Below are 23,082 nucleotides of genomic sequence, written 5' to 3'. Positions count from 1 at the left end.
AAGGGTCAGATGTAATCGGGTTTTGGTCAAGGCACGCCGGGGCGGCCGTGCCTGCAAAGCTGATCTGCCGCATTGTTGCTTGCCCCACGACGTGATCGCGCACCCTCCCCGCGTATGCGGGGAACACCTCGGCATCTACACCGAGCCGCAGCCGGAAGCCGGTTCATCCCCGCGTGTGCGGGGAACACCGCGACCGGTGTCTCGACGAACAAGCCCGCCCCGGTTCATCCCCGCGTGTGCGGGGAACACTCACCATCACCGATCCCGACGGCGGCGGGTCGGGCGCCACGCGGTTCATCCCCGCGTGTGCGGGGAACACTGATCTTCAGCACGGCCGCGCACCATGATCAGCGGTTCATCCCCGCGTGTGCGGGGAACACCGCGGCTTCGGCGCCGGTAACCCCCATGGCCTCGGTTCATCCCCGCGTGTGCGGGGAACACGCTTCTGAGGTTAGCTATGACTGTCGCACGTTTGGTTCATCCCCGCGTGTGCGGGGAACACAACAGTCAAAAAGTCGGCTACCGAAATTCGAGCGGTTCATCCCCGCGTGTGCGGGGAACACGTTGTCTCCGCCATACATGCGAACCGCCGGTTCCGGTTCATCCCCGCGTGTGCGGGGAACACGCGGACTGAATCCGATAGGCGGTCTGCACGACCGGTTCATCCCCGCGTGTGCGGGGAACACCCGGCCTTTCTGCGGTGCAATTCCAACGCCAGCGGTTCATCCCCGCGTGTGCGGGGAACACAAGCGGATGGCCCCCTCCACGAAGTCGAAGAGCGGTTCATCCCCGCGTGTGCGGGGAACACCTCAAAAACGTTTTCCCATTTGCGTGCCTGACCGGTTCATCCCCGCGTGTGCGGGGAACACAAGGAGCGCGTCATGTTCGCGCTCCCATTCGTCGGTTCATCCCCGCGTGTGCGGGGAACACGTTCGCGTTCGGGGCTACAAGCACATGGACGACGGTTCATCCCCGCGTGTGCGGGGAACACGGGCATAGGCGCCGGCCGCATCGATCGCGTGCCGGTTCATCCCCGCGTGTGCGGGGAACACTTGTCCTGGAAGTGGAACGTGGCTACGTCGCCCGGTTCATCCCCGCGTGTGCGGGGAACACTCCTTTTGGAAGTTATTGGAAGAACGGCGGTTTTTCCAGCGTCCTAAAACTACCGATCGTCAGCCCTCGTTTTGGCTGCGGAGGAAGCCGCGCACGGCGTCATAGGCAAAGCGGTCTCCCGAGGGATTGGCGAGGGAAAGGTCGCCGTCTTCATCGACGATGACGAGCACGATCTTCGCCTCCCATTCGGGCCAGTCGGCACGCGCCGCGTCCGCTGCGGCATCGTGAAGAGGCGCTGCCTGGCGCAGGAAGGCGGCCCGCACACGAAGCTCCGACAGGGCCCAGGCCTGCACCGCCGTCGGCGCGTCTGCCCAGGGAACGACCTCTGCGCCTTTCCGCCTTGCGAGCCGCAACGTCACGGTGGCTTCGCCGAGGCGGGTGCCGATCTCCTCATCGTTGCGCAGGTCGCTGGGCAGCCCTCCATACCCCTTGGCGAGGTCGACGACATTGTAGCGGCCCATTTCGCCCTCCGCCCGGCCTGCCCCTTCGCCTTCCAGTTGGGCCGCCTCCAGGCATTCCGGGACGCGATCGCTCGCATAAACCGCCTCGATCAGATGCCGCAGGCGGTCTGGCGCCACGATCCGGCCCTCGTCGAAAAGGAGTTTTGCTGAGCGCCACATGATGCCGGCATGCTGATAGACGAAAGCCGCACCGCCGAGCGCCGGGCGCAGCCAGTCGGCGGCTGTCGCCGCGTCCGGGTCCGGCGAAATCACATGGATGGGGGGCGCCGCGAGGGGGCGGCCTGCGGCCTGCGGCCGGTCGAGATGCCGCCAGATCCGGCCAGCCCTTTGAATGATGAGATCGATTGGCGCGAGATCGGAAATGAGGACGTCGAAATCGACATCCAGCGATTGTTCGACGACCTGCGTGGCGACGAGAATGTGGCCCCTGCGGCCCTCGTCGGGGCCATCGGCTCCGAAACGGGCAAGGACGTCCGCCTCGATCGCCTGGCGGTCCGTTTGGGCGAAGCGGGCGTGGAAGAGATGCGCCTTTGCCGGCTCCGGCATCTCCGAGACGAGGGCGTCGTAGAAAGCGATGGCTTCATCGACGGCATTGACGAGGACGAGCACGGCGGCGCCGTCTTTCGCGAGCGACAAGGCGGTTGCGCGCGCCTCTTCACGATCATCCAGCCTCTCCACGCCGATCTCGCGCGCCAGGCTGGAGGACGCGGCGACCGGAAGTTCGTGTGTGGCGTCGCGGGACGTGATCGTCATGAGCGGATAGGCGCTCGACGTGATGCGCGGCGGTTCGTCAGCGCCCAGCCCCTCCGCGAAGGCTTCGATGAGCCTGCGCCGCTGCCTCTCGGCGAGGGTGGCGGAAAGAACGATTGCCGAGCCGCCCTGCATGGCATGCAGGCGGACGAGCGTCGCAAGCTCCTGGCTCATATAGGCATCGAAGGAATGCGCTTCGTCGATGATGAGGATGCGGCCCGCAAGGCCATATTGGCGAAGCGTCAGGTGCTTCTTGGGCAGGATGGAAAGAAACGCCTGGTCGATCGTGCCGGCCCCGACATCGGCAAAGAACGCCTTGCGGCGATCATCGGCGATCCAGGCGGCACAGAAGGCGCCTTCGGCCGCGTCTTCGCCGCGGCTCTCGCCGTTGGGCAGCGGGACAGAGGCAAGGAAAGCCTGTGTTTGCCGGGCATGGCCATGCGCGAGGACAAGTGAGGGAAATCCGCCTTCAAAGAGCGCTCGATAGAACGCAGCAAGCCGGCCATGCATCGCATTGGCTGTCGCCTCCGTCGGCAGCGCGAAATAGATGCCTTCTCCCTTGCCCTCAGTCATCATGCGGGCGGCGACAAGAGCCGCGGCCTCGGTCTTGCCGGCGCCTGTCAGATCCTCAATCACGATAAGACTGGGACCTTGCGGCAGCGCAAGACGTCCCGCCTCCGCCTGCAAGGGACGCGGCGCCGCGGCAGCATGAGGAGCGAGGCGGGTAAGGCTGGGCGCCGAGAAAACGGCGGGCGGCACGAGCCCTTTCGCCGGAAGTGCGGCCTCGGCCGCCGAAAGCGCGCGCTCCCAATACTCCTGCGGCGGCATCTCCGGCGGATGGAAGCCGAAGAAGGCGATGTCAGAGCCGATCCAGTCGGCGAAGGTGATCAGCCCGGAAAGCTGCCAGGACCAGCGGCAAGCCCCCGTATTACGCAACGCCGGAAGCGGCTCAGGCCGGATGATGTCCGCCAGGAGGCGCGTCGCCGTTGCGGCCGCATCGACGCAGATCGGACCGATCGCCGGGTGTCGTTCGGCGTCTGTCTTGTCGGCCCCCGCTTCGAGGCTCTCCGTCGGGCGCCCATGGTGGCCCGCGACAGCCGCGATGATCGGCGCCCGCCGGCTTCCTTGAAGTCGCGGAAACAGCGGGTCGAGGAGGAGTGCAATGGGCCCGGCATTGAGAAGAAGAGCGCTCGCCCGCCAGTGGGGCAGGGGAACTGCCGGGCTGAGCGGCCCCAATTGCTCTTGCGGCCAGAGAGCGGGCTGCAAAGCCTGGAATGATTTGGAAAACTTCCCCAGATCGTGAAGTGCAGCAAGAAAGGCCGCGGTGCGCGCAAGTGCTTCCGGATCCACGCCGAGGAGATCGGCCATGCGTCTCAGACGCGATGGGACCGCGCGTTGCGCGACGAGCGCGACGGCGCCGACGTCCATGAGATGATGCAGGACTGGTTTATAGGCGCCGTCATCGTTTGAATGCGGCGCGGGCGGAGGCGTCTTGCCCCAGAAGGGGATGACGCCGCGCCAATCGTCCTCTTGCCCCATGACCCGCCACCTCTCGTTGCGTTTTTGATGCCGAGTGATCAGGACGGTCAAGCTAGTTTCGGATTTTTGGAGCAATTGTACCGATGACGGCTTTAATCGATCCCGATGGCATCATCACGCGCTGGCCGCGCAATGCTGCCGATAAAGACGCAGTGCTAAACCACCTCGCTGCACGCTTCGAGCGGGGGCGCTGTTATTCCGAAGGCGAAGTCAACGCGATCCTGAAAGAGCTGCCAGGCCCAGCTCGACAGCGCCAGAGCGACGTATGAACAGGCGCAGGCGGCCATCAAATCGTCCGAAGCGGCACTCCGACAGGCGCAAGCCGAATTGGCATGGACCACCGTCACGAGCCCGATCGACGGCATGGCGAGCGTCGCGCTGGTTTCTTTGGGCGATCTGGTGACCGCGAACCAGGCCGACGCGCTTGCCACCGTCACGCGGCTCGATCCGATCGACGTCGACGTCTATGCGCCGTCGGTGCGCATGCTGGAGGTTATCGGCGACATTGCCGGCGGGCAGCTCAGGGGCAACGGAAGGCGGAGCCGGAAGCTGCCGCCGATTTTCACCCGCTCGCCGGGCTTGCAGATGCACGCCGCTCCGGACGCAAGCGCACCCGCCAAGCCGCCGCGACATCGGCTTCCGCAGACAGAGCCGCTCGCTCAAGAACCGGTTAGGAGCGGCGGCACCGGAGGAATGGCCGCGGCGTCTGTGATGTCGCGTGCATCCATGCGAAATGCGTCCGGATAATGCTCTCTGTCCGAGCGCCGCGGCGGCTCGGTGGAGCGCCATGTGAAGAGACATTCCGCGCATTGAAACACGGTCCAGATGCCGGCAACGGGGCTATGTGCGAGTTCGACGATATGGTCGTCGCCACAACGGGGGCAGATCATGGTCAGGTCCTTTTCAGGCATCAGTTCAGCGGTTTTCGGCGATCAGTCTGGTCAGCCGGCTGACCCATTCCGCGGTTTCCGGCAGGTCGCGGGCCGACTGACTGAAATGGCCGCGATCGTCAGGGGTGACGGGCGTCGTCGCATCGATGACGAGCTTGTCCGTGATGCCAGAGGGCGATGAGCTCGGGTCGAGCGCCACCACCGACATGTTTTGAAGCTGCACCAGATCCCCGGCCGCATTGACCTTGGTCGACAGCGCCCACATCACCTGCGGCAGGTTGAAGGGATCGACATCCTCGTCGACCATGATGATCATCTTCAGATAGCCGAGCCCATGCGGCGTGGTCATCGCCCGCACGCCAACGGCCTTGGCGAAACCTCCATAGCGCTTCTTGGTCGAGATGATCGCCAGAAGCCCGTGCGTGTACATGGCGTTCACCGCCTGCACCTCAGGAAACTCCGCCTTCAGCTGCTTGTAGAGCGGCACGCAGGTCGCCGGCCCGATCAGGTAATCGACCTCCGTCCACGGCATGCCGAGATAAAGCGATTCAAAGATCGGGTTGGTGCGATAGGAGACCTTGTCGATGCGGATGACCGGCATGCTGTGCCCGCCAGAATAATGGCCGGTGAACTCGCCGAAGGGGCCTTCCAGTTCGCGCTTGCGGCCTTCGATGACGCCTTCGATCACGACCTCCGATCCCCAGGGCACGTCGAAGCCGGTGAGGGGCGCGGTCGCGATCGGATAGGCGGAGCCGCGCAGGGCGCCTGCCATCTCATATTCCGACTGGTCGTAGCGCAGCGGCGTTGAGGCCATCAGCGTGATGATCGGATCGTTGCCGAGCGTGATTGCGATCGGCAGGTCCTCGCCGCGCTCCTCTGCGGCATGCAGATGAATGGCGATGTCGTGGACCGGCACCGGCTGGATGGCGAGCCGCCGCTTGCCTTTGACCTGCATGCGGTAGACGCCGACATTCTGCTTGCCAAAATGATCGGGATCGAGCGGATCGCGTGAGACGACGGCCGCCTTGTCGAGATAAAAGCCCCCATCGCCGTCGTTGAGGCGAAAGAGCGGCAGTATCTCAAAAAGATTGATCTCCTCGCCCTCGACGGAGTTCTCGTGCCAAGGCGCGTCTTCGCGGCGCTCCACGGCGACCGGAAAGGCGTCCCAGCGGCGGATGAATTCCGCCACCTGGTCCTTGGTCGAAGTCTGCGGGTCCATCCCCATGGCGATCGCATGGTTCGGCCAGGAACCGAGCGTGTTGAGCGCGACACGCGCATTCGTGAAGCCGGCGATCCTGTCGAAATAAAGCCCCGGCGCCTGATCGCCGATACGCCCCGCCGCATTCGCCGCGGCAGCAAGATCCGGCTCTGCCTGAACCTCGTCGGGGATGCGCAAAAGCTGGCCATTCTCCTCAAGGGCGGCAAGAAATGATCTGAGGTCGTCAAATGGCATGCGGGTCTCCTTCTCCGGCGGGCTCGCGCGGCGCCGGATCTTGATCGTCTGAGGTGGGAAGGCACGTGGCGGGCAGACCGGCCCAGCGGCGCGCGCGGGGATGAGAAAGGTCGAACTGGTCGAGGATACGCGCGACGATATGGTCGACGATGTCGTCGACCGTCGCGGGATGATTGTAGAAGGCCGGCATCGGCGGCACGATGCGCACGCCCAGCTCGGCAAGGGCGGCCATGTTTTGAAGATGGATGGCACTGAGCGGCGTCTCGCGCGGCACCAAAACGAGCCTGCGACGCTCTTTCAACGTGACATCGGCGGCGCGGCCCAAAAGCCCGTCAGCATAGCCGGAACGTATGCCGGCGAGCGTCTTCATGCTGCACGGCACGACGATCATCCCGTCGGTGCGGAACGACCCGGAACTGATTTTTGCGGATTGGTCGCCGGCGTTATAGACGACATCGGCCAGATCGCCGACTTCGCGCGCCGTATGAGGGGTTTCAAGTTCAATGGTCGCTCGCGCCCAACGCGACATGACGAGATGCGTCTCCACATCCGGCATGGCTGCAAGCGCCTTCAGAAGCGCGACGGCGATCGGCGCGCCAGTGGCGCCTGATATTCCAACGATAAGCCGCACGCTGCGGACCTCGATAATTCGTGTACGAACAATACGGGTCTTATATCGTTCGTATACGAACCTCAAGGAGGAGTGATGTTCGACAACACGGTTTTTCACGTCATGCGTGTCGTCCTTCAGGAGCACAGCTCACGCTGGGCCGCAAAAGTGCCGGATCTCACCAAGCCGCAATATGCGGTGCTGGAAGCGCTCGACATCGCCGGCGAGATGGATCAGGCCGCACTGGGGGCGGCAAGTGCAACGACCAAGGCGACGCTTACGGAAATGCTCGGGCGCATGGAGCAAAGAGGGCTGATCGCGCGCCAGATTGATCCGGCAGATACGCGCCGGCGCGTCGTGCAACTGACGGAAGCCGGCCGCGACCGGCTCGGCGCAGCACGGCCGGTCGCCGCGGCCGTCACGGAGAGCATGCTGCAGTGCCTGACGGTAGAGGAGAGGGGCCAACTGACCGCAATGCTGGCGGATATTCGCCGGGCCACTTTGTCGGATGCCCCCCAGAGCTCATGACGGGCGCGCTGTCCAGCTTAATTGCCGGGCTCCGTCCCTTAATGACTCAAGCTGTGCCTCTTCTTCCTCGTTCTCCGCGTCCGAGCCTTCCTCCCGCTCTTCGCCCCGATAGACGGCTTCGCTGGCGCATCAGCTCTTGGTTTTCTTCGCTTTTGGGCGCTTGGTCGGTCTGCCCTGGGGTTGGCTGCCGGCTTCTTTGAAGCCTTTGCGCTTCGGCTTGAAAGCCTTGCGGTCGTCGTTGGGACCGTTTCGGCCCATCGGCTTGCCACGGCCTCCCGGCCCGCCGCGGCTGCCAGGCGCATCGGATTGCGAGATGGTGATGTCGTCGCCCTCGCTGTGAGCCGCGGTCTCTAGAAAACGCCCGGCGACGCTCTCGGCGATCTCGAACTTGGTCTCCCGGTCGAAGATCTTGATGGCGCCGATCTCCTGCCGTGTGATCTGTCCGCGTCGGCACAAAAGGGGCAGCAGCCATTTCGGGTCGGCGTTGTTGCGCCGTCCGACATCCATGCGGAACCACAGATAGGGGCCACCGCGCGCGTGTTTGGACGAACCCCTGTCGTCGCGGTCGCGGCCGGGCCTTGCGGCTGCCGGATCGCGCCCGAAATTCGGGTCGAAGACGTCTTCCGGCGCGGGCAGCTCCGAGCGCCACCGGCGCACCAGCATTGCAGCGAGAACTTCCGGCGAGTACGCGGCGAGTAGCCGGGCGGCGGTTGCTGCATCCTCCTCGCTCGGCTCCTCCTTGAATGCCGGATCAGCGAGCAGGCGCTCTTCGTCGGCCACGCGGATTTCATCGGCCGAGGGAGCCGCGCCCCAGGCCGCATCGATGCGCGCTTCGGCCAGAAGTCGTTCCGCCTTGCGGCGTCGCGAGATCGGCACCAGCAGGACCGAGACACCTTTGCGGCCAGCCCGCCCGGTCCGTCCCGACCGGTGCTGCAGGGTTTCCGCGTCGCTCGGCAAATCCGCATGGATGACGAGATCGAGGCTCGGCAAGTCGAGACCGCGCGCCGCGACATCGGTTGCGACGCACACCCGTGCTCGGCCATCGCGCAGCGCCTGCATCGCTTGGTTGCGCTCCGCCTGGCTGAGTTCGCCCGACAGGGTGACGGCCGCGAAGCCGCGCTCGATCAGGCCTGAGGAAAGGTGGCGCACACTTTCGCGGGTGTTGCAGAAGACGATGGCATTCGGCGCTTCGGCGCGGCGCAGAATGTTGACGATCGCGTGCTCGGTCTCGTTCGGCGCAATCCGGACGGCGCGATACTCGATGTCGGCATGTCCCGCCTCGCCGCGCGCCACCTCGATGCGGAGCGCGTCCTTCTGGTAGCGCTTCGTCAGCTGCATGATGGTCTGGGGCAGGGTTGCCGAGAACAGGAGCGTGCGCCGGGACGCCGGTGTGGCCTGCAGCAGGAATTCCAGATCCTCGCGAAAGCCGAGATTGAGCATCTCGTCGGCCTCGTCGATGACGAGGGCTTTGAGATTGCCGATCTGCAGCGCGCCTCGCGTGAGGTGATCTCGCAGCCGTCCCGGGGTTCCGACGACGATGTGGACGCCCTGATCGAGCCGGCGCCGCTCGGCGCGCGGATCCATGCCGCCGACCAATGTCACGAGACGGGCGCCGGTTTCCGCAAAGAGCCAGGTGAGCTCGTTCGTCACCTGCATGGCGAGTTCGCGTGTCGGTGCCACGATCAGAGCCATAGGCTCACCCGCTTCGGCCAGTCTTTCTTCTTCGCCGAGGAGAGTGGGGGCGAGGGCGAGTCCATAGGCGACGGTCTTACCGGATCCGGTCTGCGCCGAAACGAGCAGGTCGCGCTCGGCTGCTTCAGGTTGCAGGACGGCCGTTTGAACGTCGGTAAGGTCTGTATAGCCACGGCTTGCAAGCGCGGCGGCGAGCGGCGCGCTCGTCGTGATCAAGGGCATTGGGTATCCTAATTGGGCGGAATGCGGGCCGCGCGGATATGCGCGGCGGCTCCGAAAGCGGCGACATGGTGCCGTGGCCGTTGCCGGCTCCATATCAAGGATTTGCCGTTAAGCCAATGAGGCCGCGCGAAGCTGCGTCATTCACCGCTGCCCGATGCGCCGGGTGTCGCGGCAAACTGTTTCAATTCAAGAGCGTCAACCGACATACTATCGGCAAAAAACTCATATCTGTGGCGCCGGCCGCTCAATTTTACCTATGTTGTTTTTCGGGGCGGGACCACGCCGTAAGCGAGTTGTGCGATGCAGAGTGCGAAAAGCGCCGATGGGACGCGACCAAATTGAGCCGCAGATCTCACATGCAAATGCAAGCGGACGAACGCCCGTCCGTTCTTTTCGTCTGTCTCGGTAATATCTGCCGGTCGCCCTTGGCAGAAGCCGCCTTCCGTGAAGAAGCGGCAGCGCAGGGGATGGAGGTCGAAATCGATTCCGCTGGCATGGGCGACTGGCATGCCGGCGAAGCGCCCGATCCGCGGGCGCAGGCGGTGGCGCGCCGCCACGGTGTCGATGTCACGGCTTGCCGCGCGCGCACCGTCACCCGCCAGGATTTCTACCACTTCACCCACATCGTGGCGCTCGACCGCGAAAATCTGGCGGCACTTAAACGTATTGCGCCCTCCGACGCGACGGCGAGGCTGAGCCTGCTCCTCGACCATGTGAAAGGCCGTGAGGGCGAGCCGGTGGCCGATCCTTATTTCGGAGGGGATGAGGGCTTCGAGACCACGTGGTCGGATGTGAGCGCCGGGGCTCGCGGCTTGGCGCAGCATCTCAAGGTGCCGGTATGAGCCTCCTCGGAGAGGCCGGGGCGGAGCTTCTCGGCGGCGTCCTTGTTTCGGAAACCGCTTTGCATGGCGGCGACATCTCGCAACTCGCCCACATTAGGCTGGAGGATGGGCGTGAGGCGGTTGTCAAAAATGGTCCTTCCCCCCGCACAGAAGCGGCGATGCTCGCCGCCATCGCAGAAAGCGGCGCCCCGGCGCCGGCGGTTCTGGCGGTCGACGAGCACGCCCTCGTCATGGAGATTTTGCCCGACAGCGGCAGTCTCAGAAATGCCTGGGCCGATCTCGGTATCGCGCTTGCGACATTGCACGCGCATCGCGACGGGAAATATGGCTGGAGCGAAGATTATGCCTTCGGTCCCGTCGCGATCGTCAATGATCGTGCCGAGGATTGGATCGGCTTCTGGGGCGACAAGCGCCTCCTCGTGAACGTGCCGCATGTCGACGGCAGGCTTGCTCGCCGCATCGAACGTCTTGTCGCCGATCTTCCAAACCGAATTCCCGCGCAACCTGCCGCGGCGCTCCTGCACGGCGACATGTGGGGCGGAAACATCGTCGTGTCCGATGATCGGGTCTCCGGGCTGATCGACCCGGCCTGCTATTTCGGCCATTCCGAGGTCGATCTCGCGATGCTCAATCTCTTCGGTCGCCCCGGCGGCGCTTTTTACGACGCCTATGGTGCGCTGGAGCCGGGCTATGAGGAAAGGCTCACCATCTATCAACTCTGGCCGGCGCTCGTGCATCTGCGCCTCTTCGGCGGTGGGTACCGGCCGATGGTCGAAGGTCTTCTCCAACAGCTCGGCGTCTAGAAGCCGGCATCGCTTGAGGAGTTCTCCTCTTGCGACCGTCGACATGGCTGCCGCAGCCTGTTTCAACGGGAACCGTCAAAGGGTTCCGAAGTTCCCTGGCTATGCCGACTTACGAAAAGGACGGCCGCAGCCTTGAGATAAGCGAGCCGGCCAGGACGCCGGGTCTCAGCATTTTCCTCGGCTACGGTGCAATGCTGCCGATCACCGTAGGCGCGCTCGCTGTCCTCGTGCTACCGGACGATGCGGCCGAGGTCGTGCTGTCTCTGACGACGATCTGGGGCGCCGTTGTTTTAATCTTTCTTGGTGGCGTGCGCCGAGGCCTCAGTTTTCGCACCGAGGCCGGCCCGACAATCACGCAGCTCGTCATGACTTTCTGGCTCTTCGGGCTCGGGCTTGTGTCTCTGCTGCTCGGGCCAGGATCAGGCACGCTTCTTTTGCTGTTGGCCGGCTATGTGCGCCTGGCGATCGTCGATCCGCTCAGCGCCAGGAGAGGCGAAGCGCCGCTCTTCTTTGCGCGTCTGCGTCCCCTCCAGATGCTCGTGCCGATTGCAAGCTTTGTGGTTCTTCTTCTCTGGGTCGATTGAGCCAGGCGACGAAGCCGTGAGCCGGCTTGCAAACTGTGTCGAGGCAGGCATTGTGACCGCGATCTTCTTTGATTCCCGGCCCGCCCATGACCCTTTACGATCTCAAGCCGGCCTTCCAGGCTCGCCTGCGCCCATATGTCGACCGCCTCGCCGAAAAAGGCGTGACGGCCAATCAGGTGACGCTTGCCGCCTCCGCTATCTCCGTTCTCGTCGGTCTTCTGGTCATGGCGGCCGAAGTGCGCCCGCTCTTCCTCCTCATCCCCCTGTGGCTCGGGCTGAGGATGGCCTTCAACGCCGCCGACGGCATGCTGGCGCGCGAGCATGGGCAGAAGAGCAGGCTCGGCGCCTTTTTCAACGAGCTCGGTGACGTCGTCTCCGACGCGTTCCTTTATGCGCCCTTCGCGATCCTGCCGGCCTTTGGCCCGGGGCTCGTCGCCTTCGTCGTGCTTCTCGCCATTCTGACCGAGTTTGCCGGCGTCCTGGCGCAGGCGCTGGGTGCCAGCCGCCGATATGACGGCCCGCTCGGCAAAAGCGACCGGGCGCTCGTTTTCGGCGTTATCGGGACATGGGTCGGCTTCGGCGGGCCGTTGCCGGATTGGAGCGCGCTCGCTCTGTGGGCTGTGGCGATCCTGCTCGTCGTCACCATCGTGAAGCGGGTGCGCGCGGCGCTTGCCGAAATGCCGGTAAGGGCAGGCGAATGAGCGATTTTCCGCCCGCCGCGTCGGGGTTCATGGTCGATGCCACCACGACGGCGCTGATCCTTGTGGCGCGAGTCGCAACCGGTGTGCGCGCGGAATGGCGCGGCTGCGATCCCACCACCCATCGCCGCATTTATTACGCCAACCATGTGAGCCATGGCGATTTCGTGCTGTTGTGGTCGGTGCTGCCGCCGGCGCTGCGGCGCGTGACACGTCCTGTTGCGGCCGCCGATTACTGGCGTGCGACGCGGATGCGCCGATATATCTCTGAAGAGGTGTTTCGCGCCGTCCTGATCGAGCGCACCCGCACGGAAGAGACCCCCGATCCAATCGCCCTGATGGCCGATGCATTGTCTGGCGGCGCCTCCCTGATCCTGTTTCCAGAAGGGACGCGCAACACCGGCGACGAGCGCCTCCTGCCGTTCAAGAGCGGCATCTACCGGCTCGCCGAGAAGCGTCCCGAGATCGAGTGCGTCCCGGTCTGGATCGACAATTTGAACCGTGTCTTGCCGAAAGGCGAGATCGTCCCCGTGCCGCTCTTGTGCACCGTAACCTTCGGCGCTCCGGTCAAGCTGGGTGAGGGAGAGGAGAAGCAGGCGTTTCTGGATCGCGCCCGCGCGGCGCTATTGGCGACCGCGCCGGCCAACGGAGAGACCCACAAAGATGGCTGAGCCCAATCTCCTCACTCTGGCGGCTGGCGTCTTTGCCATTCTGGCCGTCGCCTCGCTCATCGGGTTCATCCTGAAGCGGACGATCAGCTGGCAAAAGCCGCACGCGGTGATCGACAATCTCAACGCACGCATCAAGGCGTGGTGGGTGCTCGTCGCGCTGATGCTCATCGCCTTCCTGTTCGGCAAGGCGGGTGTCGTCCTTCTTTTCGCCTTCGCCTCCTTTACGGCATTGCGCGAATTCATGACGCTGACGCCGACCAGGCGCGGCGATCATTATGCGCTCGCGGCGAGTTTTTTCATCTTTCTACCGGCGCAATACGCCCTTGTCCTCGCCGACCAGTATGGCATCTACTCGGTTCTGATCCCGGTCTATGCGTTCCTGGCTCTCCCGATCATCGCTGCCTTTCGCGCCGACACCGCGCGGTACATGGAACGTGTCGCGCAGGTGCAATGGGCGCTGATGATCTGCGTCTTCTGCCTGTCGCATGTGCCGGCGATCTTGAACCTCGACATCCCGGGATTTGAGGGCGGCAACCTGCTTCTGATCGCCTTCCTGATCATCGTCGTGCAGGCAAGCGACGTGCTGCAATATATCTGCGGCAAGCTATTCGGACGCCGAAAGGTCGCGCCGAATTTGTCGCCGTCTAAGACCTGGGAGGGGCTGGTTGGCGGCGTCGGGCTTGCGACGCTTCTGGGCGCTGGGCTGTGGTGGCTGACGCCGTTTACGCCGCTTGTTGCGCTCGCCATGGCGGCGTTGATCGCCATCATGGGCTTCTTCGGCGGTCTCGTCATGTCGGCGATCAAACGCGACCGTGGCGTCAAGGATTGGGGACAGATGATCGAAGGTCATGGCGGCGTGCTCGACCGCATCGACTCCCTGGTCTTCGCCGCGCCGATCTTCTTCCACTTAACGCGGTTCTTTTTCTCGGTGAGCTGACCGGAGCAGTTTTCCGGCTTAGACTTGGCTGGGACGAAAGGTGCTCGGAAGGCTCGCCGCATGAGCAGCCTCGAATTCATGCTGCTCTTCCGCATGATGCCCGTAGGCGCCGTGGCGATCGGCGTGTTCTTTTATTTCGTATCACGGCACCAGAACCGACCCCGCGATCGCAAGCCTCCGGGCTGAGCGCCCGCGGCTCTCACGCCGCGGGTCATGTTCAGGCCGCTTCCTATTCCCCGGGCCGCACCGGCCATGTCTCGAGCCGGTAGGCTGAATCCCAGAACATCCATTCAAGCTGCACCGCCCGGTCGAAGGCATCATGCGCCTTGGCCTGAACGGTGGGCGCCGCCTCGGTCACGGCCTCGTCGGTGGTGGCGATCATCGTCTTGACGGCGTCCTGAAACTCCTCACCGGCATAGGTTTCGATCCACGCCGAATAGGGATTGGGCGACGCGGCGCGGGCAAGGATGTCGTTGCCGACCTCGGCATAGATCCAGAAGCAGGGCAGGAGCGCCGCCAGCAGCACCTCATAGGGCTCGCTCCAGGCGGTCGCCGTGATGAACGACACGTAATGGTGGCAGGCGGGCGACAGCGGGCTGGCTTCGAAGACCTCGGGTGCGATACCGTAATCGGCAAAGAAAGTGCCGTGCAGCGCCCGTTCCACCACGATCGCCCCTTGCGCGGAATTGGCGAGCTGCACCATGCGCTCGGGATCGGGTGCCTTGGCCGCGGCAATGGCGAGGCCCTTGCCGAAGCCGATCAGGTAATGCGCATCCTGGGTGATGTAATGCTTGAACCGCTCTTCAGAGAGCGTCCCGGCGGCAAGCTCGGTGTTGAACGGCATGTTGCGGATAGTCTCGTAGAGCCCGGCATTGCGCGCCCAGGCTGCTGCGGAAAACGTGCTCATCGCGATCTCCTTCCCATTCCCCGGCAAGTAGCCAGAACAGAGGGAAGCGTCTACCTGTCGAAGGGCTCTTTCGACTTAAGCTTTACGGGGATGTGCCGCTATTTCCGTCACAATCTGGTTTCCTTCGGCCTGTTCCGACAGCTATGGTGCCGCCTATGCGGGAGGCTTCGGGCCTCCCGTGCCAGTTCACGAACATGGGAACAGAAGATGACATTCATGCCATCCAGAAAGCTGATCGGGGCGGTGATCGCAGTTGCCGGCCTGGCGCTTGCCGGGACCTCCTTTGCGCAGGACGTAAAATTCTTCCGCATCGCCACCGGCGGCACGTCCGGGACGTATTTCCCGATCGGCGGTCTCATCGCCAATGCCATCTCCAACCCTCCGGGCTCGCGTCCTTGCGACGAAGGCGGCAGCTGCGGCGTGCCGGGCCTGGTGGCGACGGCGATCGCTTCCAATGGCTCCGTTGCGAACGTCAATGCAATTAATTCCGGCGGTGTCGAATCCGGCTTTTCGCAGTCGGACGTCGCCTATTGGGCGCAGACCGGCACCGGCGTCTTTGAGGGCAAGGGCAAGGTCGAGAAGCTCCGTGCGATCGCCAACCTCTATCCCGAGAGCATCCATCTCATCGCCAGCAAATCCTCCGGCATCAAGTCGGTCGCCGATCTGAAGGGCAAGCGCGTCTCTCTGGACGAGCCGGGCTCCGGCACCATCGTCGATGCGCGTCTCATCCTCGGCGCCTGGGGCTTGAGCGAGGACGACATCGAGGCGGATTATCTGAAGCCGAACCAGGCCGCTGACCGTATGCGCGACGGCGCCATGGACGCCTTCTTCTTCGTCGGTGGTTTCCCGGCCGGTGCCATCGTGGAGCTGGCCTCCAACACCGACATCACCGTCGTGCCGATCGCCGGCGACGAGGCCGACAGCGTCGTCTCCGATTACGAGTTCTTCGCCGCCAACACGATCCCGGCGGGCACCTATGAAGGGCAGGACGAGGACGTTGAGACGCTCTCTGTGGGTGCCCAATTGGTGACGAGCGCCGATCAGCCGGAAGAGCTGATCTACGAGATCACCAAGGCTTTGTGGAACGACAACACCCGCAAGCTCCTCGACAGCGGTCATGCCAAGGGCAAGGTGATCACGCTCGACACGGCTCTCGACGGTGTGGGCATTCCGCTGCATCCGGGTGCGAAGAAGTTCTACGACGAAGCCGGCGTCTCCAAGTAAGCCGGATTTCAGCAATGCAGGCGGCGGTTTTCCGCCGCCTGTTTGATTGTGGACGTTTGAGTGTGGAAGGCCGGAAGGCCCAAAAGACGACAGGTTAGGATGCAGGAAGAAAAAGAGATTGATCCCGCCGCGGTCAAAGAGCTCGAAGAGCGGTTTGATCCGGAAGTGCGTTTTCGGCCGCTCGGGCGCTACGCGGGATATGTCGCCGCGACGCTCCTCTTCTGCCTGTCGCTCTTTCACTATTACACGGCGGGCTTTGGCCTTTTGCGCGAGGTCAACCATCGCGGCGTGCATCTCGCCTTCGTCCTGTCCCTGATCTTCATCGTTTTCGCCGCAACCAAGAAGGGCCAGGATACCCTTTATCCCTCGAGCCTGTGGCGGCCGCTCGGCCTGCCGATCTACGACTGGCTGTTCGCCCTCGCGGCGGCCGTAGCCTCGCTCTACGTCCCGTGGATATTCAACGATCTCGCCTTCCGCGTCGGCAATCCTCTGCCGATCGACGTCGTCATGGGGACGGTCATGATCGTCGTCCTCCTGGAGGCGACGCGCCGATCGATGGGCTGGCCCTTGCCAGTGATTGCCATCATCGTCATGGCCTATGCGATATTCGGGCAAAGCGCGCCGGGCGTCCTTGTGCATCCGGGCAGCGATTGGAAGACGCTCGTCAACCACCTCTATCTGACGAGCCAGGGCATCTACGGTCTGCCGGTCGGTGTCGTGGCGACGTACGTCTTCCACTTCGTCCTTTTCGGCGTCTTGGCGACGCGCATCGGTCTCGGGCGCCTCTTCATCGACTTCGCCTCGGCCTTCGCCGGCCGCTTCTCCGGCGGCCCGGCCAAGGTCTCCGTCTTCTCGTCGGCTCTTCTCGGATCGATCTCGGGTTCCTCGATCGCCAACACGGTGACGACCGGTGCGCTGACGATCCCGGCGATGATCCGCATCGGCTATCAGCGCCATTTCGCGGCGGCCGTGGAAGCGGCATCCTCGACCGGCGGGCAGATCACGCCGCCGGTCATGGGCGCCGCCGCCTTTCTGATGATCGAGTTTCTGGGCGTCTCCTATACGACCATCATCACGGCGGCGATCGTGCCGGCGGCGATGCATTTCTTCGGCGTACTCTGTCAGGTGCATTTCGAGGCGAAGCGGCTCGGCCTGCGTGGCCTGACGAGAGAAGAGTTGCCGAAGGTCGGCGTGATCCTGAAGCGGGACTGGCCGACGCTGATCCCGCTCTTTCTTTTGATCGGCATCCTCCTTCAGGGCTTCACGCCCTATCTCGCCGCCTTCTGGGGCATCACCGCCTGCATCGTCATCGGTCTCGTCAATCCGCTGAACCGCATCAAAGTGAAGGACGTCGTCGACGCCTTCGTGCTTGGCGCGAAATACGCGCTCGCCGTGGGTGCTGCGGCCGCAACGGTCGGCATCATCATCGGTGTCGTCACGCTCACCGGCGTCTCCTTCAAGATCGCCTATATGGTGACCTCGACCGCGGGGCAGTGGGCGGAAATGATCGGCCCCTACATCCCCTTCGGCGTGATGGAAGTCTCCACGCTGACGCTGCTGATCACCCTCATCCTGACGGCAATGGTCTGCATCGTCATGGGCTGCGGCATCCCGACGACGGCGACCTATCTGATCATGGTATCGGTCGCAGCGCCGGTTCTGGGGCTGCTCGGGATCGCGCCGATCGTGGCGCATTTCTTCGTCTTCTATTACGGGGTTCTGGCCGACATCACGCCACCTGTGGCGCTTGCCGCTTATGCCGGGGCGGGGATCGCCAATGCCAATCCCTTCAAGGCGGGCAACACCGCTTTCCGGCTCGGCATGGGCAAGGCGCTGGTGCCGTTCGTCTTCGTCTTCTCGCCGTCGCTGCTTCTGGTGACCGATGGCTTCACCTGGCAGGCTTTTGCGCTCGCTTTCACCGGAACGGTGGTCGGCATCACGGCGCTCTCGGCGGCCTTTGCGGGCTGGCTGTGGGGGCCGCTCTATCTCCTCGAACGGTGGGTGCTCGCCGTCGCAGCCATTCTTTTGGTGGCGCCGGAGTTCACCTCGACGGCGATCGGGCTCGGCATTCTCGCCCTCGTCCTCCTGCGGCAGGTCTTCTTCGGCTTTGAGCACGTACCGCCGAGACGGGCCGCAGAGAGTGAGGCGTCGACCTAGCTGGCGGCGCTCGCCGGCGTGAGCGCCACGCCCTTGATCTGCGCATAGAGCTTCTGGCCCACCTCAAGCTGCAGGTGGTGCCAGGAGCGCCGCGTCACGCGCGACAGGAGCCTGGCGCCTTCACCGTTTTCGCCAAGGCGCAGGACGAGGAGTGTTTCGTGCTCGCCGACCGGCGTTTCTGAGACGATCGTCACCGGCAGGATGTTGATGATCGTCGTGCCTTCGGGCGGACGGCGGGTGAGGCTCACATCGCCAGCCGCGATGCGGATCCGGCGGCGTGTTCCGGGCGCCCCGGCCGAGGCCGGGATCTCGAAATGCCCACCGGCGACGGCAAGCCGGGCAAGGCCGAAAGCGGCATCATAGCTTTCCACGACCGCATCGAGGCTGACGACGGCCTCGCGCGAGGCAGCAAGCGGCAGGTTCGGGTCGGCCTGCAATTCAACGAGCGGCCCGGCGGCGAGAACCTTGCCCGCCTGCATCAGAACGAGATGGTCGGCAAGGCGTTCGACCTCGGCGATATCGTGGCTCACATAAAGCACGGGCATGGCGAGGCGATCGTGCAGACGCTCCAGAAACGGCAGAATGCCGTCCTTGGTCTGCCGGTCGAGCGCCGAAAGCGGTTCGTCCATCAACAGGAGCTTCGGCTGCGAGAGAAGCGCCCGGCCGATGGCGACGCGCTGGCGTTCGCCACCGGAGAGATTGCGGGTCGAACGCCCCAGGAGATCGCCGATGCCCAAAAGCTCGATGACTTCCTCAAAACCCGTGCCGCTGGCGGAGGAGGGCGGCCGTCTGCCCGGCGCGCCGTAGAGAAGATTCTGGCGAACGCTGAGATGCGGGAAGAGGCTCGCTTCCTGAAAGACGTAGCCGATCGGGCGGCGATGCGTCGGGCGGAAGGTTTTGTCGTCCTGCCAGATCTCGCCGTCGATCGAGAACGTGCCCTCTAACCTGTTGAGGCCGGCCGCGCAGCGCAACACCGAGGTCTTGCCGCAGCCCGACGGGCCGAACAGGCCGGTGACGCCTTTTGCCGGCACCGAGAAAGAAGCGTCGAGCACAAAGTGACCAAGGCGACCTGAAAAGGTAGCCTCGATCGTGTTTCCTGCCATCGGCGGAGGTGTCTGAACCGTCATTTCCCGGGACGCGCCACGCGCTTTTCGATGAGTGTCATGGTCAAGATGACGACGAAGGCGAAGACGACCATGCCGGCCGCCAGCACTGTCGCCTCGGCCCAGCGCAGTGTCTCCACATAGTCGTAGATGGCCACCGACAGGACCTTGGTCTCGCCCGGAATGTTGCCGCCGATCATGAGGACCACGCCGAATTCGCCGACGGTATGGGCAAAGCCGAGGACGGCACCCGTCAGAAAGCCGGGCCGTGCGAGCGGCAGGGCGACGCTCCAGAATGTGTGCAAAGGGGAGGCGCGGAGCGTTGCGGCGACCTCCAAAGGTCGTTCGCCCATCGCCTCGAAGGCGTTGCGGATCGGCTGCACCACGAAGGGCATGGAATAGATGACGGAGCCGATGACGAGGCCTTCGAAGGTGAAGGCGAGCGTGCGCCCGCCCCACAGCGCCGCGAGCTGTCCGCCCGGCCCGGAGGGGCCGAGCGCAACGAGAAGATAAAAGCCCAGAACCGTCGGCGGCAGGACGAGGGGCAGCGCGACCACGGTCGCGACTGCCTCCTTCCACCAGGCGCGCGAGCGCGCGAGCCACCAGGCGATCGGCGTGCCGACGAGGAGCAGGATCACCGTGGTGATCGTTGCAAGCTCGATCGTGAGGCGGATCGCCGAGACGGTTTCAGACGAAAGGTCCGGCACGAACGATCAGCTTCCAGCCGAGGTGCCGTAACCGTACTTCTCGATGATGGCGCCGGCTTCCGGTCCCTTCAGGAAATCGAGAAAGGCCTTTGCCGCCTCGCTCTCCTCGCCCTTCTTCAGAAGGACGGCGTCCTGCTTGATGGGCGTGTAGAGATCGGCCGGAACCTCCCAGCGCGAGCCCTCGTCACTGGCCGCAATCTGCGACAGGGCCACGAAGCCGAGCTCGGCATTGCCGGTTTGCACGAATTGGAATGCCTGGGCGATGTTGTTGCCCTGGACGATTTTCGGCTCGAGATCGTCGTAGACGCCGAGCGCCTTCATGGCCTCCACAGCCGCGGCGCCATAAGGGGCGGTCGTCGGATTGGCGATCGAGATCTTGTCGAAATCACCCGATGTCAGAGTGTCCTCGCCGGTGACGAGGTCGGCGTCGGTGCTCCACAAGACGATCTTGCCGATCGCATAGGTGAAGTCGCTGCCTTCGACCGCATAGCCTTCGGCGATGGCTTTGGCCGGCCGCTCGTCGTCGGCGGCAAGAAACACCTCGAACGGCGCATCCTGGCTGATCTGCGTGTAGAGCTGGCCGGTCGAGCCGAACGACAGAGCCGCTTCGTCGCCGGTCTTTTCCTTGAAGGCGGCGGCGATTTCTTTCGCCGCTTCGGTGAAGTTCGCGGCGACGGCGACATTCGTTTCGGCCGCCGCAGCCATCGAGGCAGGCAGAGACACCGCGGCCACCAGAAGCCCGGCCGCAAAAGAGCGCAATGACATCATTTCAGTTCCCCCAATGATCAGTCGATCGCAAGAATGACATGCGCCGCGTCGAAGAGAGCGCATGCCGGCTTTCCGGGTTCCAGGCCCAGAGATCTGGCACTTTCGGCCGTGATGGTTGCGGCGAGGCTTTTCTCGCCGCCGATATCGAGGACGACTTCTGTCGTGACTTCGGAGGGCGTCAGCCGGCGGACCGTGCCGGCGACGCAGTTGCGCACCGACAGGGGCGGAGCGCTTTCGCCCGGCGCAATGATGACGAAGGGTGCCTTGATGAGGGCGACCGCCTCGCGACCGACGCACAGGCCGAGCATTTTGAGGCTTTCCTGCGTGACGACGGCGTAAATCGTCGTGGCCTCGTTGACCTTGACCGCCACTTCGCTTGCGACCGCATCGGAGATGATCTGGGTGATCGTACCTCTCAGCGCATTGCGGGCCGAGGTCTTCATGAGCACTCCCGAGACGAGGTTGAGCGGAGAAATGCCGGTGCCGGAGAGATGCGGCTCGAGGGAGCGCACGACACGTGCCATCTCCGTCTCCAGCTTGTGATAGGCCTCGATGACCTTGATCCCCGTCGGCGTCAGCGTCGCCCCGCCACCGGCACGTCCGCCGGTGCGCTTTTCCAGAAGCGGCTGACCGAACAGATTGGCCATGGCATCGAGCGCATCCCAGGCGGCCTTGTAGGTGATGCCGGCCGCCTTCGCTCCGGCCGTGATCGAGCCCTCCCGCGCCACGGCTTCGAGCAGTCGGATCCTGTCGCGACCGACGGCCGGCGATTCCGAGCTGCGCAAAGACACAAGGGCTTCGATTTCCATGGCCGAGGGACACTCTCCTAACGTCGTATAGTCAAACTACATAACGTGTCGCTAGTCTCATAGATAGTTCGACGTTTGGGGGACAAGGATATGAAGCTCAGTGCACGCAATCAGCTCAAGGGCACGGTCGTTGAAGTGTTGAAGGGGGCGACCACTTCGCATGTTCGCATCGATATTGGCGGAACGGTCATCACCTCATCGATTACCAACGAGGCTGTCGATGAGCTGGGCCTTAAGGTCGGTCAGGAGGCTTACGCGGTCGTGAAGGCTTCCGACGTCATGGTCGGCGTCAGCGACTGACATGAGCGGGCGAGACGCCGCCGATGCAAGGGAGCGCGCCGTTGCGGCGCCTCCGCCCGTCGATGCGGGACTCGTCTTTATCGGCCGTGCCCGCACGCCTTGGAGATCGCGGATGGATTGTCCGCGCATGGGGCGCCCGGACGGGCCGCTGTGCCGGTTGGAAATCTTCGAGCCGTGGACCGAGGCGCTGCGGACCATCGCGCTCTACGAGCGGCTCGAAGTGCTCTACTGGCTGCACCGTTCCCGCCGCGATCTCGTCCTGCAGAGCCCCAGAGGCGGCGGCGAGGCGCGCGGCACGTTTGCGCTTCGCTCGCCGGTGCGGCCAAATCCGATCGGCTCCTCGATCGTCAGGCTGGTTGCCGTAGAGGAGGGGGCGCTCCTGGTGCGCGGCATGGATTGTCTCGACGAGACGCCGCTCATCGACATCAAGCCCGATCGTTGTCTCTATAAGCCCGCTGGACCTCCGCATCCGGGCGATTTGCAGGTGGAGAGCGATTTGGCCGGGCGTTCAGCCCCTTAAGCCGCGGGATACGGCGAGGTCGACCGAGCTTCTCGGGATTCCCGTCATGTCATGACGTTCGGCCGAAGCCGTTGAGGCGCGCGGCAGGCGTTCCGCTTAGGCAGTGCTAAGCATTGTTCACCGGTGAAAATTTGTTACAGAAGTGGCATTGCTCCTGCCCACGGACCGGACAGTGCCAAAGGACAAGCTTCTCAACCCGGCGCGCCAGCGCGCGGCCTTCGAGCGGGTGCGCAAGGCGCACCAGTCGGAAGTGGCGGAGGATTACGTCGAGCTGATCGACGACTTGATCGCCGTCCACGGAGAGGCACGGGGAACCGACCTCGTGGAGCGCTTCGGGGTGACCCACGCCACCGTCAACCGGACCATTCAGCGGTTGATCCGCGACGGACTCGTGCGTTCCGAACCCTATCGCTCGATCTTCCTGACCGATGCCGGCAAGGCCCTTGCTGAACGCGCACGCGAACGTCATGCGCTGGTACGTGATTTCCTCCTGGCGATCGGCACGAGCCGCGAAATCGCCGAACAGGATGCCGAAGGCGTGGAGCACCATGTCAGCGACGAAACGCTGGCGGCATTCCGCAATTTTCTCAAACGCCAGAATTGAGCGCGCGGCGCTAAACGGGGTACCAGGGGCCCGGACCACCCTTTTTTATGAGCCGGGCAAGGGCTCGACAGCTCGCCTTGATGGCCGCGCCGCGGCGTCGGAACTCCAAGTGGCATGGGCACCTTCGGCCCCGTCCGGATGGTTCACCCTTTGCCGCCGACGCGCAACGTCGCATCCCTGGCTTGCAGCA

The 23,082-nt window shown here is 64.1% G+C and carries 25 protein-coding genes and 1 CRISPR repeat array; of the genes, 15 read left to right on the top strand and 10 right to left on the bottom strand.

The window, feature by feature from the left end:
- Positions 1–98 precede the first annotated feature (98 nt).
- A CRISPR array of direct repeats spans positions 99–1,113; the repeat unit is 29 nt; unit sequence CGGTTCATCCCCGCGTGTGCGGGGAACAC.
- A gap of 59 nt (positions 1,114–1,172) precedes the next feature.
- Complete coding sequence (gene cas3, locus NYQ83_RS04190; RefSeq protein ID WP_261212723.1) at positions 1,173–3,863, bottom strand: CRISPR-associated helicase Cas3'; 2,691 nt, start codon at positions 3,861–3,863, stop codon at positions 1,173–1,175.
- An 83-nt stretch (positions 3,864–3,946) separates the two neighbouring features.
- Between cas3 and NYQ83_RS17815 the strand changes: the two genes are divergently transcribed.
- A complete protein-coding gene (locus tag NYQ83_RS17815) occupies positions 3,947–4,132 on the top strand; it encodes a DUF2087 domain-containing protein (protein ID WP_409976956.1) in 186 nt (61 codons plus the stop codon).
- Between the two features lie 94 nt (positions 4,133–4,226).
- Complete coding sequence (locus NYQ83_RS04185) at positions 4,227–4,610, top strand: hypothetical protein (protein ID WP_261212721.1); 384 nt, start codon at positions 4,227–4,229, stop codon at positions 4,608–4,610.
- Here the strand turns inward: NYQ83_RS04185 and NYQ83_RS17765 are convergent.
- Genes NYQ83_RS17765 through NYQ83_RS04175 form a run of 3 tightly spaced genes read right to left on the bottom strand, consistent with a single transcriptional unit; the run spans position 4,523 to position 6,837 of the window.
- Positions 4,523–4,753 (bottom strand): non-oxidative hydroxyarylic acid decarboxylases subunit D, encoded by a 231-nt coding sequence (locus NYQ83_RS17765; RefSeq protein WP_128294265.1) that lies wholly within the window; start codon positions 4,751–4,753, stop codon positions 4,523–4,525. The two genes, NYQ83_RS04185 and NYQ83_RS17765, sit on opposite strands and share 88 nt — an antisense overlap.
- A gap of 25 nt (positions 4,754–4,778) precedes the next feature.
- The gene (locus NYQ83_RS04180; protein WP_261212719.1) at positions 4,779–6,206 is read right to left on the bottom strand and encodes a non-oxidative hydroxyarylic acid decarboxylases subunit C; all 1,428 of its coding nucleotides are present in this window, start codon (positions 6,204–6,206) and stop codon (positions 4,779–4,781) included.
- Complete coding sequence (locus NYQ83_RS04175; protein ID WP_261212717.1) at positions 6,196–6,837, bottom strand: non-oxidative hydroxyarylic acid decarboxylases subunit B; 642 nt, start codon at positions 6,835–6,837, stop codon at positions 6,196–6,198. The genes NYQ83_RS04180 and NYQ83_RS04175 overlap by 11 nt, the downstream gene beginning before the upstream one ends.
- A gap of 75 nt (positions 6,838–6,912) precedes the next feature.
- On the opposite strand from NYQ83_RS04175, the gene NYQ83_RS04170 reads away from it, so the two are divergent.
- Positions 6,913–7,344, top strand: coding sequence for a MarR family winged helix-turn-helix transcriptional regulator (locus NYQ83_RS04170; protein WP_261212715.1), 432 nt, complete (start codon positions 6,913–6,915; stop codon positions 7,342–7,344).
- A gap of 129 nt (positions 7,345–7,473) precedes the next feature.
- On the opposite strand, the gene NYQ83_RS04165 is transcribed toward NYQ83_RS04170, so the two are convergent.
- Positions 7,474–9,258 carry a DEAD/DEAH box helicase gene (locus NYQ83_RS04165; RefSeq protein WP_261212713.1) on the bottom strand — a complete coding sequence of 595 codons (1,785 nt, stop codon included), beginning with the start codon at positions 9,256–9,258 and terminating at the stop codon, positions 7,474–7,476.
- A 362-nt stretch (positions 9,259–9,620) separates the two neighbouring features.
- Between NYQ83_RS04165 and NYQ83_RS04160 the strand changes: the two genes are divergently transcribed.
- The 7 genes from NYQ83_RS04160 (at position 9,621) to NYQ83_RS04130 (ending at position 13,979) form a co-directional block, all read left to right on the top strand.
- Positions 9,621–10,100: a low molecular weight protein-tyrosine-phosphatase gene (locus tag NYQ83_RS04160; protein ID WP_261213940.1), complete on the top strand. Its 480-nt coding sequence runs from the start codon at positions 9,621–9,623 to the stop codon at positions 10,098–10,100.
- A complete protein-coding gene (locus NYQ83_RS04155; protein WP_261212711.1) occupies positions 10,097–10,903 on the top strand; it encodes a fructosamine kinase family protein in 807 nt (268 codons plus the stop codon). The genes NYQ83_RS04160 and NYQ83_RS04155 overlap by 4 nt, the downstream gene beginning before the upstream one ends.
- A 101-nt stretch (positions 10,904–11,004) precedes the next feature.
- Positions 11,005–11,487 (top strand): DUF3429 domain-containing protein, encoded by a 483-nt coding sequence (locus NYQ83_RS04150; RefSeq protein ID WP_261212709.1) that lies wholly within the window; start codon positions 11,005–11,007, stop codon positions 11,485–11,487.
- Positions 11,488–11,573: 86 nt separating this feature from the next.
- Entirely contained in the window at positions 11,574–12,188 is a 615-nt protein-coding gene (locus tag NYQ83_RS04145; RefSeq protein ID WP_261212707.1) for a CDP-alcohol phosphatidyltransferase family protein, read from the top strand.
- A complete protein-coding gene (locus NYQ83_RS04140; protein ID WP_261212705.1) occupies positions 12,185–12,856 on the top strand; it encodes a lysophospholipid acyltransferase family protein in 672 nt (223 codons plus the stop codon). The genes NYQ83_RS04145 and NYQ83_RS04140 overlap by 4 nt, the downstream gene beginning before the upstream one ends.
- Entirely contained in the window at positions 12,849–13,793 is a 945-nt protein-coding gene (locus NYQ83_RS04135) for a phosphatidate cytidylyltransferase (protein WP_261212703.1), read from the top strand. The genes NYQ83_RS04140 and NYQ83_RS04135 overlap by 8 nt, the downstream gene beginning before the upstream one ends.
- Positions 13,794–13,853: 60 nt before the next feature.
- Entirely contained in the window at positions 13,854–13,979 is a 126-nt protein-coding gene (locus NYQ83_RS04130) for a hypothetical protein (RefSeq protein WP_261212700.1), read from the top strand.
- A gap of 43 nt (positions 13,980–14,022) precedes the next feature.
- Here NYQ83_RS04130 and tenA read toward each other — a convergent pair whose 3' ends face one another.
- Positions 14,023–14,700, bottom strand: a complete 678-nt coding sequence (tenA, locus tag NYQ83_RS04125) for a thiaminase II (RefSeq protein WP_261212698.1) — start codon at positions 14,698–14,700, stop codon at positions 14,023–14,025.
- A gap of 216 nt (positions 14,701–14,916) precedes the next feature.
- Here tenA and NYQ83_RS04120 point away from each other — a divergent pair, with 216 nt between their 5' ends.
- Together NYQ83_RS04120 and NYQ83_RS04115 are read left to right on the top strand one after the other, a co-directional pair.
- Positions 14,917–15,924 carry a TAXI family TRAP transporter solute-binding subunit gene (locus tag NYQ83_RS04120; protein WP_234627474.1) on the top strand — a complete coding sequence of 336 codons (1,008 nt, stop codon included), beginning with the start codon at positions 14,917–14,919 and terminating at the stop codon, positions 15,922–15,924.
- A 99-nt stretch (positions 15,925–16,023) separates the two neighbouring features.
- Positions 16,024–18,081, top strand: coding sequence for a TRAP transporter permease (locus NYQ83_RS04115; protein WP_261212696.1), 2,058 nt, complete (start codon positions 16,024–16,026; stop codon positions 18,079–18,081).
- Here NYQ83_RS04115 and modC read toward each other — a convergent pair.
- The 4 genes from modC to NYQ83_RS04095 are packed head-to-tail and all read right to left on the bottom strand — an operon-like array spanning position 18,078 to position 21,468.
- Positions 18,078–19,208 (bottom strand): molybdenum ABC transporter ATP-binding protein, encoded by a 1,131-nt coding sequence (gene modC / locus NYQ83_RS04110; RefSeq protein ID WP_409976955.1) that lies wholly within the window; start codon positions 19,206–19,208, stop codon positions 18,078–18,080. The genes NYQ83_RS04115 and modC overlap by 4 nt on opposite strands.
- On the bottom strand, positions 19,205–19,891 hold the full coding sequence (gene modB, locus NYQ83_RS04105) for a molybdate ABC transporter permease subunit (protein ID WP_261212692.1): 687 nt from the start codon (positions 19,889–19,891) through the stop codon (positions 19,205–19,207). The genes modC and modB overlap by 4 nt, the downstream gene beginning before the upstream one ends.
- A 6-nt stretch (positions 19,892–19,897) precedes the next feature.
- Positions 19,898–20,659 carry a molybdate ABC transporter substrate-binding protein gene (gene modA, locus NYQ83_RS04100; RefSeq protein WP_409976954.1) on the bottom strand — a complete coding sequence of 254 codons (762 nt, stop codon included), beginning with the start codon at positions 20,657–20,659 and terminating at the stop codon, positions 19,898–19,900.
- A gap of 17 nt (positions 20,660–20,676) precedes the next feature.
- Positions 20,677–21,468 (bottom strand): TOBE domain-containing protein, encoded by a 792-nt coding sequence (locus NYQ83_RS04095; protein WP_234627478.1) that lies wholly within the window; start codon positions 21,466–21,468, stop codon positions 20,677–20,679.
- Positions 21,469–21,558: 90 nt separating this feature from the next.
- On the opposite strand from NYQ83_RS04095, the gene NYQ83_RS04090 reads away from it, so the two are divergent.
- The 3 genes from NYQ83_RS04090 to mntR all read left to right on the top strand — a co-directional run bounded on the left by NYQ83_RS04090 (position 21,559) and on the right by mntR (position 22,892).
- Positions 21,559–21,768, top strand: coding sequence for a molybdopterin-binding protein (locus NYQ83_RS04090; RefSeq protein WP_234627479.1), 210 nt, complete (start codon positions 21,559–21,561; stop codon positions 21,766–21,768).
- A gap of 1 nt (position 21,769) precedes the next feature.
- Entirely contained in the window at positions 21,770–22,288 is a 519-nt protein-coding gene (gene tsaA, locus NYQ83_RS04085; protein ID WP_234627480.1) for a tRNA (N6-threonylcarbamoyladenosine(37)-N6)-methyltransferase TrmO, read from the top strand.
- Positions 22,289–22,460: 172 nt separating this feature from the next.
- Positions 22,461–22,892 carry a manganese-binding transcriptional regulator MntR gene (gene mntR / locus NYQ83_RS04080; RefSeq protein ID WP_261212664.1) on the top strand — a complete coding sequence of 144 codons (432 nt, stop codon included), beginning with the start codon at positions 22,461–22,463 and terminating at the stop codon, positions 22,890–22,892.
- Positions 22,893–23,082 lie beyond the last annotated feature (190 nt).

Source organism: Afifella sp. JA880 (assembly GCF_025379905.1).
GTDB lineage: Bacteria > Pseudomonadota > Alphaproteobacteria > Rhizobiales > Afifellaceae > Afifella > Afifella aestuarii.
The sequence above is the reverse complement of the archived record's forward strand: the minus strand, read 5'-3'. Positions and strand labels throughout refer to the sequence as shown.

Excerpts from the sequence above, each read along its gene's own strand:
- NYQ83_RS04115 (WP_261212696.1), top strand. The coding sequence starts at position 16,024 with ATGCAGGAAGAAAAAGAGATTGATCCCGCCGCGGTCAAAGAGCTCGAA.
- cas3 (WP_261212723.1), bottom strand. The coding sequence starts at position 3,863 with ATGGGGCAAGAGGACGATTGGCGCGGCGTCATCCCCTTCTGGGGCAAG.
- NYQ83_RS04170 (WP_261212715.1), top strand. The coding sequence starts at position 6,913 with ATGTTCGACAACACGGTTTTTCACGTCATGCGTGTCGTCCTTCAGGAG.
- modA (WP_409976954.1), bottom strand. The coding sequence starts at position 20,659 with ATGATGTCATTGCGCTCTTTTGCGGCCGGGCTTCTGGTGGCCGCGGTG.
- NYQ83_RS04165 (WP_261212713.1), bottom strand. The coding sequence starts at position 9,258 with ATGCCCTTGATCACGACGAGCGCGCCGCTCGCCGCCGCGCTTGCAAGC.
- NYQ83_RS04140 (WP_261212705.1), top strand. The coding sequence starts at position 12,185 with ATGAGCGATTTTCCGCCCGCCGCGTCGGGGTTCATGGTCGATGCCACC.
- NYQ83_RS04090 (WP_234627479.1), top strand. The coding sequence starts at position 21,559 with ATGAAGCTCAGTGCACGCAATCAGCTCAAGGGCACGGTCGTTGAAGTG.
- NYQ83_RS17815 (WP_409976956.1), top strand. The coding sequence starts at position 3,947 with ATGACGGCTTTAATCGATCCCGATGGCATCATCACGCGCTGGCCGCGC.
- NYQ83_RS04145 (WP_261212707.1), top strand. The coding sequence starts at position 11,574 with ATGACCCTTTACGATCTCAAGCCGGCCTTCCAGGCTCGCCTGCGCCCA.
- NYQ83_RS17765 (WP_128294265.1), bottom strand. The coding sequence starts at position 4,753 with ATGATCTGCCCCCGTTGTGGCGACGACCATATCGTCGAACTCGCACAT.
- tsaA (WP_234627480.1), top strand. The coding sequence starts at position 21,770 with ATGAGCGGGCGAGACGCCGCCGATGCAAGGGAGCGCGCCGTTGCGGCG.
- NYQ83_RS04135 (WP_261212703.1), top strand. The coding sequence starts at position 12,849 with ATGGCTGAGCCCAATCTCCTCACTCTGGCGGCTGGCGTCTTTGCCATT.
- NYQ83_RS04150 (WP_261212709.1), top strand. The coding sequence starts at position 11,005 with ATGCCGACTTACGAAAAGGACGGCCGCAGCCTTGAGATAAGCGAGCCG.
- NYQ83_RS04130 (WP_261212700.1), top strand. The coding sequence starts at position 13,854 with ATGAGCAGCCTCGAATTCATGCTGCTCTTCCGCATGATGCCCGTAGGC.
- NYQ83_RS04180 (WP_261212719.1), bottom strand. The coding sequence starts at position 6,206 with ATGCCATTTGACGACCTCAGATCATTTCTTGCCGCCCTTGAGGAGAAT.
- NYQ83_RS04160 (WP_261213940.1), top strand. The coding sequence starts at position 9,621 with ATGCAAGCGGACGAACGCCCGTCCGTTCTTTTCGTCTGTCTCGGTAAT.
- modC (WP_409976955.1), bottom strand. The coding sequence starts at position 19,208 with ATGACGGTTCAGACACCTCCGCCGATGGCAGGAAACACGATCGAGGCT.
- NYQ83_RS04155 (WP_261212711.1), top strand. The coding sequence starts at position 10,097 with ATGAGCCTCCTCGGAGAGGCCGGGGCGGAGCTTCTCGGCGGCGTCCTT.
- NYQ83_RS04185 (WP_261212721.1), top strand. The coding sequence starts at position 4,227 with ATGGCGAGCGTCGCGCTGGTTTCTTTGGGCGATCTGGTGACCGCGAAC.
- NYQ83_RS04120 (WP_234627474.1), top strand. The coding sequence starts at position 14,917 with ATGCCATCCAGAAAGCTGATCGGGGCGGTGATCGCAGTTGCCGGCCTG.
- NYQ83_RS04095 (WP_234627478.1), bottom strand. The coding sequence starts at position 21,468 with ATGGAAATCGAAGCCCTTGTGTCTTTGCGCAGCTCGGAATCGCCGGCC.
- tenA (WP_261212698.1), bottom strand. The coding sequence starts at position 14,700 with ATGAGCACGTTTTCCGCAGCAGCCTGGGCGCGCAATGCCGGGCTCTAC.